The organism is Janibacter anophelis NBRC 107843 (assembly GCF_001570945.1).
GTDB classification, from domain to species: Bacteria; Actinomycetota; Actinomycetes; order Actinomycetales; family Dermatophilaceae; genus Janibacter; species Janibacter anophelis.
Genome location: NZ_BCSQ01000037.1, coordinates 23,505 through 35,248 on the forward strand (window position 1 = coordinate 23,505; position 11,744 = coordinate 35,248).

At 71.1% G+C, this 11,744-nt stretch carries 9 protein-coding genes and 1 riboswitch; of the genes, 7 read left to right on the plus strand and 2 right to left on the minus strand.

Features of this window, described 5'->3' with window-relative positions; all coding sequences use genetic code 11:
* Window position 1 precedes the first annotated feature (1 nt).
* A complete protein-coding gene (locus JAN01S_RS10805) occupies window positions 2-316 on the minus strand; it encodes a DMT family transporter (protein WP_068317922.1) in 315 nt (104 codons plus the stop codon).
* 11 nt (window positions 317-327) lie between these two features.
* A riboswitch (guanidine-III (ykkC-III) riboswitch) is annotated at window positions 328-393 on the minus strand.
* Window positions 394-480: 87 nt separating this feature from the next.
* Between JAN01S_RS10805 and mtrA the strand changes: the two genes are divergently transcribed.
* From mtrA to JAN01S_RS10835, 6 genes are all read left to right on the plus strand, one after another.
* Window positions 481-1,158, plus strand: a complete 678-nt coding sequence (gene mtrA, locus JAN01S_RS10810) for an MtrAB system response regulator MtrA (RefSeq protein WP_068317925.1) — start codon at window positions 481-483, stop codon at window positions 1,156-1,158.
* A 2-nt stretch (window positions 1,159-1,160) separates the two neighbouring features.
* The gene (mtrB, locus tag JAN01S_RS10815; RefSeq protein WP_084360174.1) at window positions 1,161-2,876 is read left to right on the plus strand and encodes an MtrAB system histidine kinase MtrB; all 1,716 of its coding nucleotides are present in this window, start codon (window positions 1,161-1,163) and stop codon (window positions 2,874-2,876) included.
* Complete coding sequence (locus tag JAN01S_RS10820; protein WP_068317927.1) at window positions 2,873-4,654, plus strand: LpqB family beta-propeller domain-containing protein; 1,782 nt, start codon at window positions 2,873-2,875, stop codon at window positions 4,652-4,654. The genes mtrB and JAN01S_RS10820 overlap by 4 nt, the downstream gene beginning before the upstream one ends.
* 86 nt (window positions 4,655-4,740) lie before the next feature.
* Window positions 4,741-5,478 carry a ComF family protein gene (locus JAN01S_RS10825; RefSeq protein ID WP_068317929.1) on the plus strand — a complete coding sequence of 246 codons (738 nt, stop codon included), beginning with the start codon at window positions 4,741-4,743 and terminating at the stop codon, window positions 5,476-5,478.
* A 175-nt stretch (window positions 5,479-5,653) separates the two neighbouring features.
* The gene (hpf, locus tag JAN01S_RS10830; RefSeq protein ID WP_068317932.1) at window positions 5,654-6,355 is read left to right on the plus strand and encodes a ribosome hibernation-promoting factor, HPF/YfiA family; all 702 of its coding nucleotides are present in this window, start codon (window positions 5,654-5,656) and stop codon (window positions 6,353-6,355) included.
* A gap of 91 nt (window positions 6,356-6,446) precedes the next feature.
* Window positions 6,447-7,640: a winged helix-turn-helix domain-containing protein gene (locus tag JAN01S_RS10835; protein ID WP_068317933.1), complete on the plus strand. Its 1,194-nt coding sequence runs from the start codon at window positions 6,447-6,449 to the stop codon at window positions 7,638-7,640.
* Here JAN01S_RS10835 and JAN01S_RS10840 read toward each other — a convergent pair whose 3' ends face one another.
* Window positions 7,641-8,798, minus strand: a complete 1,158-nt coding sequence (locus JAN01S_RS10840) for a GNAT family N-acetyltransferase (protein ID WP_244884820.1) — start codon at window positions 8,796-8,798, stop codon at window positions 7,641-7,643.
* 117 nt (window positions 8,799-8,915) lie between these two features.
* On the opposite strand from JAN01S_RS10840, the gene secA reads away from it, so the two are divergent.
* Window positions 8,916-11,699: a preprotein translocase subunit SecA gene (gene secA, locus JAN01S_RS10845; RefSeq protein ID WP_068317938.1), complete on the plus strand. Its 2,784-nt coding sequence runs from the start codon at window positions 8,916-8,918 to the stop codon at window positions 11,697-11,699.
* The last annotated feature ends 45 nt before the right edge of the window (window positions 11,700-11,744 follow it).

Genomic DNA, 11,744 nt, shown 5'->3' on the forward strand with positions numbered 1-11,744 from the left:
CTCAGGCCACCACCTTCAGGCCGGCGACGCAGGCGACGAGCAGGACGACCAGACCCAGGCGGGCCGGGGAGGCGACCTCGTCCCCCTTCGCCATGGACCAGACGACGGTGAGGCTGGCGCCGATCCCGACCCACACGGCGTAGGCGGTGCCCGTCGGCAGGCCGGTCATGGCCCACGCCAGCCCGAGCATGCTCAGGACGAGGGCGACGGCGAAGAGGACGGTGGGGCCGCGGCGGGTGAAACCACGGGAGGCGGACAGGGCGCCCGCCCAGACGGCCTCGAGCATCCCCGAGACGATGAGCACGAACCAGGACATCAGGACTCCCTCGTGAGTCCGTCTTGTCGTGGTGCGGGTACGGCTCCCTCGTCCGCAGGCCCGGTCGTGGGCCTCGTGGACCACCGTACCCGCCGTGGCACACCGGGAGCGGGCGCCCGCTGTGTGATGATGGGCGGGCTGTCACCACGTGGGAAGGGAAGACCGTGAAGGGACGTGTCCTCGTCGTCGACGACGACCAGGCGCTGGCCGAGATGCTCGGGATCGTCCTGCGCAAGGAGGGCCTCGACGTCGCGCACGTCGCCGACGGCGCCCGTGCGCTCGACGCCTTCCACGAGACCCGACCCGACCTCGTCCTCCTCGACGTCATGCTGCCGGGGATGGACGGCATCGAGATCTGCCGTCGCCTGCGGCAGGAGTCTGGGGTGCCGATCGTCATGCTGACCGCCCGCACGGACACCGTCGACGTCGTCGTCGGCCTCGAGTCCGGCGCCGATGACTACATCGTCAAGCCCTTCAAGCCCCAGGAGCTCATCGCGCGGTTGCGCGCCCGGCTCCGCCGCGGCGACGAGCCGGAGCCGGAGCGGCTGACGATCGGCGACCTGACGATCGACGTGGCAGGCCACTCGGTCAAGCGCGGCGAGCAGCCGCTGGCCCTGACCCCGCTCGAGTTCGACCTCCTCGTTGCCCTTGCCCGCAAGCCGTGGCAGGTCTTCAGCCGAGAGGTGCTCCTCGAGCAGGTCTGGGGTTACCGCCACGCCGGTGACACCCGCTTGGTCAACGTCCACGTGCAGCGACTGCGCAGCAAGATCGAGCACGACCCCGAGAACCCCCAGATCGTCGTCACCGTCCGGGGTGTCGGGTACAAGGCAGGACAGTCCTGACGATGTCCTCGGGCTCCGTCACCGAGGAGACCGAGGCCCCGGACGCGCCGAGCCCCGAGGTCGCGGATGACGATGCACCCCGCGATGAGGGTTTCCTCGTCCGGCAGGTCAAGGCCCTCGTCGACCTGTGGCGGCGCTCGCTGCGCTTCCGGGTCGTCACGAGCACGCTGATCCTCGGGCTCGTCGTCGTCTCGATCATCAGCCTGACGATGTACCGCTCGATCGCCGACGGGCTGGTGGACAACCGGATCAGCCTGGCCCAGGCCGAGTCGCGCAAGCTCGTCGACGACGCCCAGGCCGGGTTCAACGGCTACACCGGTACGCCCGAGCTGCCCGTCTTCGCGAGCAACCTCGTCAACCGCACGCTCAAGGCGCCGGCCGGCGACGAGAGCCGCTACGTCATCTTCACCCGCAGCGTCGACAACTCCTCCGACGTGCGCATTCCGTCCGAGGAGTCCGACAACGTAAACCTCGAGTCGGTGCCCAGCTCGTTGCGTGATGCCGTCGCGGCCGATCCCAGCCGACAGCAGACGATGGTCATCGAGCTCACCCGCCCCGTCGGTGACGGCGTGGGCACGGCCTTCCCCGGTACCCCCACCGACTCCGAGACCGTCCCTGCCGTCGTTGTGGGCTCCCAGGTCGAGGTGCCCAGCGCCGACAAGTACGACATCTACTTCATCTACCCGATGGACCAGGAGGAGGCGACCCTCGGGACGATCTCGCGCTCCTTCACCCTCGGCGCGCTCTTCCTCATCGCCCTGGTCTCCGCGATCGCGTACATCGTGACGAGCATGATCGTCACGCCCGTGCGCCGGGCCGCGGCCGCTGCCGAACGGCTCTCGTCGGGTCACCTGAACGAGCGGATGTCGGCCCGGGGCCACGACGACCTGGCCCTCCTCGGTCAGTCGTTCAACGAGATGGCAGACAACCTGCAGACCCAGATCCGTCAGCTCGAGGGCCTCTCCCGGGTCCAGCAGCGCTTCGTCTCGGACGTCTCCCACGAGCTGCGCACCCCGCTGACGACGATCCGCATGGCGGCCGACCTGCTGCACTCGTCCCGCGACGAGATGGACCCCGTCGCGGGGCGATCCGCGGAGCTGCTGCACGACGAGCTCGACCGTTTCGAGGAGCTGCTCGCCGACCTGCTCGAGATCAGCCGCTACGACGCCGGTGCCGCCGTGCTGGAGCAGGACCCCGTCGACCTCTTCGCCATCATCGAGCGCGTCGTCGACTCCACCGAGTCGATCGCCGACGCCCGGGGGAGTGAGGTCACCGTCCACCGGGTGCCGGGGGAGTCGGCCGTCGCCGAGGTCGATGCACGGCGCATCGAGAGGGTCCTGCGCAACCTCGTCGTCAATGCGATCGAGCACGGCGAGGGGCAGCCCGTCGACATCTGGGTCGGGGCCGACGACGAGGCCGCGGCTGTCCTCGTGGAGGACCACGGGGTCGGGCTGAAGGCCGGCGAGGCCTCGCTCGTCTTCAACCGCTTCTGGCGAGCGGACCCGGCCCGCACGCGCACGACGGGCGGGTCTGGCCTCGGCCTGGCGATCGCCCTCGAGGACGCGCGACTGCACCACGGATGGCTGCAGGCGTGGGGTGAGCCCGGCGTCGGGTCCCGTTTCCGGCTCACGGTCCCGCGCGCGGCCGGTGGGCCCCTCACGACCTCACCCCTGCCGCTCACGCCGCGCGAGGGAGACCTGCCGAAGGGCGCGGCATGACCCCCGGCGCGGGCCTGACCCGACGAGGGGCCTTCGGGCTCCTGGCGGCCGGTGCCCTCGCGGGGTGTGGGCTCGGTGCGGACTCGACCGTCCGTCCGGGGCTCAAGGTGGACGGTGAGCCTCCCGTCCCGCTCAATCGCATCCCCAACCGCCCCGACGAGGGCGCGACGCCGGAGCAGATCATCCTGGGCTTCCTGCACGCGGGAGCCACGAGCGGCGAGCGACTCGACATCACGCGCTCCTACCTCACCGACGCCCTCGCCCGCGGCTGGATCCCCGACAGCCGGACGGTGATCTACGGAGGGACCGAACCCAAGGTGACGCGGGTGCAGGGCAAGCCCGACACCTACCGGACAAAGGTGCACGTGCGCGCGACCATCGACACCGAGGGGCGCTACACGGTGGCGCCGCACAACCTCTGGGAGATCTTCGAGTTCACCATGACGACGGTCGACGGCGAGTGGCGCATCGACCAGCTCGAGGAAGGCTTCGGCCGCGTCCTGCAGGAGCAGGAGGTCGGCTTCATCTTCCGCGACTACCCGGTGCACTACCCCGCCATCGGATGGAACTCCCTCGTCGTGGACCAACGGTGGTTCCCCCAGGACCAGCTCGCGACCCGGCTCGTGCGGGCGCAGCTCGGGAGAGTGCCCGACTACCTCGAGGACGCCGTCTCCACGGACACGGGCGCCCGCCTCGTCGTCGACGCCGTCCCCGTGCGTGACGGAGTGGCCCGGGTGGACCTGGACAGCGAGTCCGTCGCGGATGCGGCGACCGTGCGCAAGCAGCTGGCGGCCCAGCTCGTCGCCACCCTGATGTCGCTGCCGGCCGTCACCGAGGTCGTCATCACCCTGTCGGGCAACGAGCTGGACCTGGGACTCACCGAGCCGCTGACGACCCCGGAGCAGCTCGGCTTCGTCGACCGCGCGCAGACGAGCACACCCGTCGTCATGGCGCGGCGCGGGACGAAGCTGGTGCGGGTCGGGGACCGACTGGCCTCGGCGTCCGAGCAGCACATGCGCACCGCCGACTCGACCTTCGAGCCGATCCCGGAGACGTCGACCCGCCTCGCGCTGCGGATCGACGGCAAGGAGGTCGCGGCCGTCGACCGCACCGGACGCGAGTTGGTGCGGTACAACGAGGACGGCACCCACACGGACGTGCCGACCTTCGCCGCTGACATGTGTCACCCGTGCTACGACTACGGCGGTGTGCTGTGGGTCGGCGGCTCCGGCCTGGGGCGCGAGGCGGGGCACCGCCTCTGGGCCATCAACGCGACCGTCGACCCCACCGACGAGGACGCCGCAGAGCCCCAGTACATCCCCACCCCGTGGTTGGGCAGTCGCCTCGTCCAGGCGGCGGTCATCTCGCCCGAGGGCAGCCGCATCGCGGTCATCTCCGAGCAGATCCCGCGCGCCGGGAGCACGCTCGAGGTGGCCGGCGTCGTGCGGCGGGCCAATGGCCTGCCGACGAAGACCTCGCCGCAGAGCTTCCGCGTCGGGGCCTCGCTCGTCGAGATGACCGAGGCGGTGTGGGTCGACCAGACGACCCTGGCGGTCATCGGCCGCAAGGACAAGCAGACGGTGCTGCAGCCCTATCTGGTGCACGTGGGTGGTCAGGTCGAACCGATGACCGAGCGGCCGGGCGCGGTCAGCATCACGACGACGGGCGATGACAAGGACGTCGTGCTGACGTCCGCTGGTGGGCGGGTCTTCCAGCGCTCCGGTGGACGCTGGCAGGAGCTCACGGCCCTCACCGGAGTCGTCACCGCGGGCAAGTGATCCACAGCAGCTGACGCAGGGACCCCGTCGTCCACACCCGGGCCGGTTCCCCGGTCGTCAGCCGTCGCCGACGCCAGACTGCGAGCGTGGGTACCGCGACGATGACGGCCGTGCTGGGCGCCGCACTGGACCTCGTGCTGCCGCGTGACTGCGCCGGGTGCGGGCAGCCCGGCCCGACCCTGTGCCCGGCCTGCCGAGACGAGCTGGCCGGGTCGGCCCTGGACGAGACCGGTCCGGTGGCACCCGTCCCCGTCCCGGCGGAGTGGCCGGGATGCTCCGGGACCCTCCGGTACGAGGGAGTATCGGCGCGGGTGATGAAGGCCTTCAAGGACGACGGGCGCCGCGACCTCACCGACCCGCTGGCGCGACTGCTCGCGGACGCGGTGGGTCGGGAGCTGATGCGCCACCCGGCAGGGGGTGGTCCCGTCCTCCTCGTGCCCGTCCCGAGCGACCCCTCAGCGGTACGCCGACGAGGTGACCGTCCGACGCTGGTGCTGGTGCGCCGCGTGGCGCACCTCCTGGGACCCGAGGTCGAGCCGGCGCCCGTGCTCACGATGGCCCGGCGCACCGCCGACCAGGCGGGTCTGGGCCGGCAGGCGCGACAGGACAACCTCAAAGGGGCCATGCGGGTCCGCACGCCCGAGTCCGTGCGGGGCCGACCCTGCGTGCTCGTCGACGACGTCCTGACGTCGGGTGCCACGCTCGGCGAAGGGAGGCGCGCCCTGCGCGCCGCCGGCGCCGCGAGCGTGGGCATGGCGGTGTGCATGGTGACACCACGCAGGTCCCCACCGCCCGCCCTACCTTTCCGTCGTCCGGCGGACTAACGTGTCGTCATGGGCCCCTCGTACGGCCGGCACAGCCGGTGCGGAGCAGGGGCCTTCCGCGTCCACGGGCGGCAGCCCGTGACGACCGAGCTCCCCGCAAGGGAGGTGGTGCACCGGACCCGACGCCCTCGCCAGGCGTGACACATTGCATCACCGACGTCCCCAGGAGGACTCCGTGGAAATTGCCATCACCGGACGCCATGTCAACGTCTCCGATCGACTGCGCGACTACCTCGACACCAAGTTGTCGAAGGTCCCGCAGCTCGATCCTCGCGTCCAGCGGATCGAGGTCATGGTGAGTCACGAGCCCAATCCACGGCAGGCCAAGGCCAGCGAGCGCGTCGAGATCACGTGCCGCTCCAAGGGTCCGGTCATCCGGGCCGAGGCCTGCCACGACGACCGCCAGGCCGCGGTCGACCTCGCCGTCGACAAGCTCCTCGAGCGACTGCGCCGGGCCCACGACAAGCGCAATGTCCTGCGCGGTCGCCGCCGCCGGTCCGTCGCCGAGGCCACCGCCGGGCTGACCGAGCCGCTGTCGACCGACCTGCCGACCGACGAGTCGCCGCAGGAGAGCGACCAGTTCGGCACCATCGGCGACAGCCCGGTCGAGGTCCGCGAAAAGGTCCACGAGTCGGCCCCGATGACCCTCGCCGAGGCCGTGCGCCGCATGGAGCTCGTGGGGCACGACTTCTTCCTCTTCCACGACTCCGACTTCGACCGACCGAGCGTCGTCTACCGCCGGCGCGGCTGGTCCTACGGTGTCATCCACCTCGACGTGCAGGAGGGGGAGGCCGCTGCCGTCAACGGCACCCACGTCGACGGTGTCGCCGCCGTCAACGGCACCGATGTCTCCCGGGCGCGCGCCTCGGTGGGCTGACACGCACCGCACGACTCCCGCGCGGCCCCGCACCCGACCCGGGTGCGGGGCCGCGCCGCACGTTGTCGGTGCGACCGGGCAGGGTGGTGGTGTGAGCCGTTCACTGACGCCTGCCGCCGCCCGCCGCATCGCGATCGCCGCGCAGGGTCTGGCTCGACCCCGCCCCGGGCACGTGCCCACAACGCGCGACCTCCAGCGGGTCGTCGACACCGTGGGCCTGGTGCAGATCGACAGCGTCAACGTGCTGACGCGCAGCCAGTACCTGCCCTTCTTCTCCCGCCTCGGCCCGTACGAGACGGCGCTGCTGGACCGGATGCGCGACCGGGCGCCCCGTCGACTCGTCGAGTACTGGGCGCACGAGGCCAGCCTCATACCGCCGTCGACCTGGCCGCTCATGGAGCACCCCCGGATGCGTCGCGTCGTCGACGGCTCGTGGGGCGGCATGCAGCGGGTGGCGCGCGACCACCCGGACGTCCTGGCCGCCGTGCGACAGGAGGTCGCCGCGGGCAGGCCGCGCACCGCGCGCGAGCTCGAGGCCGCCCTCGGGCACGAGCGGCAGGGCGAGCGGGAGCACTGGGGGTGGAACTGGTCGCAGGTCAAGCACGCCCTCGAGTACCTCTTCTGGGCCGGCGAGATCAGTTCCGCCGGGCGGACCACGCAGTTCGAGCGGCGCTATGCCTCGCTCGAGCGGGTCGTGCCGAAGGGGGAGTCCCGGGCCTGGTTGGAACCGAGCGCCCGACCGGACGAGCCCGAGGCGTACCTCGAGCTCGTGCGGATCTCCGCCCGGGCGATGGGCGTGGCGACCGAGGCCGATCTCGCCGACTACTTCCGGCTCAGGCGCGACCGGGTGCGTCCGGCCATCGCGGAGCTCGAGCGCATCGGCGAGCTCGAACCGGTGGACGTGCGGGGCTGGGCGCAGCCGGCCTGGCTGCACGCCGAGGCCCGCCGGCCCCGGGCCGTGCACGCCCGGGCGGTGCTGTCCCCCTTCGACAGCATGGTGTGGTGCCGGCCGCGGGTCGAGCGGCTCTTCGACTTCCACTACCGCATCGAGATCTACACGCCCGCCGAGCAGCGGGTGCACGGGTACTACGTGCTGCCCTTCCTCGTCGGCGACGCGCTCGTCGGACGGGTCGACCTCAAGGCCGACCGTTCCGCCGGGACGTTGCTCGCCCGGCAGGTCACGTGGGAGCCCGGGCGTGGGGGAGCGGACGACCGGCGCGAGCTCGCGGAGGAACTGGCGCAGATGGCCGGTTGGCTCGGTCTCGGCGAGGTCGTGGGCGCCTGATCAGGCCAGTCGTTCCCAGTGCAGCGCAGGGCCGATGCTCCCGTCCGGCGCGTCGGCGGCCTCCTCACGTCCCCAGACCGTGAACCCCGCACCGGCCAGGACCCGGTTGCTCGCCTCGTTGTCGGCGGCGGTCTCGGCGACCAACCGACGCAACCCCAGGCCGCCCTCTGCGACCGGTCGCAGTGCGTGCTCCGACGCCAGTCGGGCAGCACGGCCCGCGATCCCGCGGCCGCGGGCACTCGGGCGCATCGCGTAGCCCAGCTCGGCGCTCCCGCCCGCCTCGAGCGCCCCCTCGCGCACGAAGAGGAGGACCTCACCGAGGGGATCGTCCGTCGCGGCGTCGGCGATGGACCAGTTGACGCCGCGGCCGAGGGACATCCCCTCGCGTCGTCGCAGCAGCCAGTCGTCGAAGGTCTCGGGGGTCGGGACCGCGCGTGCGGGCAGGTGGTGCGCGGGACGGTCGTGGGGCTCGGCGACAGCCCGGTCGTCGTCACGGATCGGGCGCAGGCGCAGGCCGTCGGCCTCGATGACCGGCGGGACGATCCATGGGTGCCGCGGCGTCATCGATTGCCCGGCCAGCAGGGAGGCGACCCAGGCGTCCGCCGACCGCTGCCCCCGCAGGTGCACGGCACTCGGCAGGGTGCCGTGGTGGGTGAACCCGGCGGCGTGGGCGACCCGCCACGAGGCGAAGTTGCCCCGGGCAGCCCACCAGCGCAGGCTCGGCGCCCCCTGGTCGAAGGCCCACTGCGCCGCGAGCCGCAGGGCCGCCGACATCACGCCACGCCCGCGCGCAGCGGGATGCAGCGAGAAGCCCGTCTCCCAGGCGTCACCCTCCCGGCCGCTCGGCCGCACGTTGATGACCCCGGCGAAGGGGGTGCCCGGCGCGTCCTCATGGGGGAGGCGCTCGATGGCCCAGTAGCGCCGTCCGCCCGACTCGGTCCACTGCTCCGCGTGGAAGGCGAGGGCGGCTCGGGCGTCGTCGAGACCGTGCGGCTGCGGGACCACGGTCCAGGCGATCGACTCGGGGTCATTGCTCTGCTCGACGAGCGAAGGGAGGTCGCGCTCGGTCATCGCGCGCAGCCGCACCGCTCCCTTCGTCAGGACGGGCACGACGTCGGGGAAGGCCCTCGGAACCACGGTGGCCACCTGCTCGTTCACTCGGCAAGGGTGTCCGGTCGGTGACCGACCCGGCAAGCGATTAGCCTGTCAGCAGACTGTTCCGTGCAGCGGCGTTGTGTCGTGCCCGGATGGAAGAGACGTCAGGAGCTTTGTTTCGTGAAGATCGTCGAGCGCATCCTCCGCGCCGGAGAGGGCCGTACCGTCAAGCGGCTCGAAGGCATCGCCGCCCAGGTCAACGCCATCGAGGAGGACTTCGAGAAGCTGACCGACGCCGAGCTGCGGGCCGAGACCGACGTCTTCCGCAAGCGCCTCAAGGACGGCGAGACCCTCGACGACATCCTCCCGGAGGCCTTCGCCGCCGTGCGCGAGGCGAGCCGTCGCACCATCGGCAAGCGGCACTTCGACGTGCAGATCATGGGTGGGGCTGCCCTGCACCAGGGCAATGTCGCCGAGATGAAGACCGGTGAGGGCAAGACGCTCGTCGCGACCCTCCCTTCGTACCTCAATGCCATCGAGGGCAAGGGCGTGCACGTCGTCACGGTCAACGACTACCTCGCCGAGTACCAGGCCGAGCTCATGGGACGCGTCCACCGCGCGCTCGGACTCGAGACGGGCGTCATCCTCTCGTCGATGAACCCGGAGCAGCGGCGCGCCGAGTACGCCAAGGACATCACCTACGGGACCAACAACGAGTTCGGCTTCGACTACTTGCGCGACAACATGGCCTGGAACACCGAGGAGCTGGTCCAGCGCGGCCACAACTTCGCGATCGTCGACGAGGTCGACTCGATCCTGATCGACGAGGCCCGTACCCCGCTGATCATCTCGGGGCCCGCGGACCAGCCGACGAAGTGGTACGTCGAGTTCGCCAAGATGGTGAAGAAGCTCGAGAAGGGCCACGGCGCCGACCTCATGCGGGGCATCGAGGCCGAGGGCGACTACGAGGTCGACGAGAAGAAGCGCACCGTCGGCATCCTCGAGCCGGGCATCGAGAAGATCGAGGACCTCCTCGGCATCGACAACCTCTACGAGAGCGTCAACACCCCGCTCATCGGCTACCTCAACAACGCGATCAAGGCCAAGGAGCTGTTCACCCGCGACAAGGACTACGTCGTCATGAACGGCGAGGTCCTCATCGTCGACGAGCACACCGGTCGCATGCTGGCCGGCCGCCGCTACAACGAGGGCATGCACCAGGCGATCGAGGCCAAGGAGGGTGTGGAGATCAAGAACGAGAACCAGACCCTCGCGACGATCACCCTGCAGAACTACTTCCGCATGTACGACACCCTCTCCGGCATGACCGGTACGGCGCAGACCGAGGCCGGGGAGCTCAACTCGATCTACGGCCTGGGTGTCGTGCCGATCCGCACCAACCGTCCGATGATCCGCAAGGACCAGCCGGACCTCGTCTACCGGACCGAGCAGGCGAAGTTCAACGCCGTCGTCGACGACATCGCCGAGCGCCACGCCGAGGGCCAGCCCGTCCTCGTCGGCACGACGAGCGTCGAGAAGAGCGAGTACCTCTCGCAGGAGCTCGCCAAGCGCAAGATCAAGCACGCGGTCCTCAACGCCAAGCACCACGAGCGCGAGGCGAGCATCGTCGCCGACGCGGGCCGCAGGGGAGCGGTGACGGTCGCGACCAACATGGCCGGCCGCGGCACCGACATCATGCTCGGTGGCAACCCGGAGTTCCGGGCCGTCGCCGAGCTCAAGGCGCGCGGGCTCGACCCGGAGGAGACCCCGGAGGAGTACGAGGCGGCGTGGGACGACGCGCTCGCCGAGGCCGAGAAGGCGGTCGAGGCGGAGCACGAGGAGGTCACCGAGCTCGGCGGCCTGTACGTCCTGGGCACCGAGCGCCACGAGTCGCGCCGCATCGACAACCAGCTGCGTGGTCGTTCCGGTCGTCAGGGTGACCCCGGCGAGTCGCGCTTCTACCTCTCGCTCGAGGACAGCCTCATGCGGCTGTTCAACGCCGCCTTCGTCGATCGCGTGATGACGACGGCCAAGATCGACGACGAGACGCCGATCGCCGGCAAGATGCTCACCCGCTCGATCGAGGGCGCGCAGAGCCAGCTCGAGAGCCAGAACTACGAGACGCGCAAGAACGTCCTCAAGTACGACGACGTCCTCAACCGACAGCGCACCGTCGTCTATGACGAGCGCCGCCGCGTCCTCAAGGGTGAGGACCTCGAGGAGCAGGTCCGCCACTTCATGACCGACGTCGTCAGTGGCTACGTCGACGCCGAGACGGCGGGCGGCTTCTCCGAGGACTGGGACCTCGACCGCCTCTTCACGGCGCTGAGCGCCATCTACCCGGCCTCGCTCACCCCCCAGCAGCTCGTCGACGGTGCGGGCAGCCTGGCCGGCCTGACCGCCGCCGGTCTGCGTGAGGAGATCGTCACCGACATCCACGAGGCCTACGACCGCCGCGAGGCGGAGCTGACCGAGCCGGTGGCCCGCGAGCTCGAGCGCCGCGTCGTGCTCTCGGTCCTGGACCGCAAGTGGCGCGAGCACCTCTACGAGATGGACTACCTCAAGGAGGGCATCGGGCTGCGGGCCATGGCCCAGCGCGACCCGCTCGTGGAGTACCAGCGCGAGGGCTTCCAGCTCTTCGAGGCGATGAACGACGCCATCAAGGAGGAGTCGGTCGGCTACCTCTTCAACTCCGAGGTGCAGGTGCCCTCTGCGCCCGAGTCGTCCACCCAGCCCAAGAGCGTGGACGCGCTCCTCGGCGGGGCGGGGGAGTCGGCTCGCCCGCAGGTCACGGCCAAGGGGCTCGAGGACGGCTCACGACCGCGCAACCTGCACTACTCGGCCCCGTCGGAGGACGGCGGAGTCGAGGAGCGGGACGAAGGGGGCTCCGCCGCCGGCGGGACCCGCGCCGAGCGGCGTGCCGCCGCGAAGCAGGCGAAGAAGGCCGCCAAGAAGAACCGCTGACCGAGCAGCACTGCATCGGCCCGGGCCCCGCGTGGGGCCCGGGCC

What these genes read in the sequence shown, in the direction of transcription:
- JAN01S_RS10820 (WP_068317927.1), top strand. Translation starts at nt 2,873, where the DNA reads ATGACCCCCGGCGCGGGCCTGACCCGACGAGGGGCCTTCGGGCTCCTG.
- mtrB (WP_084360174.1), top strand. Translation starts at nt 1,161, where the DNA reads ATGTCCTCGGGCTCCGTCACCGAGGAGACCGAGGCCCCGGACGCGCCG.
- JAN01S_RS10805 (WP_068317922.1), bottom strand. Translation starts at nt 316, where the DNA reads ATGTCCTGGTTCGTGCTCATCGTCTCGGGGATGCTCGAGGCCGTCTGG.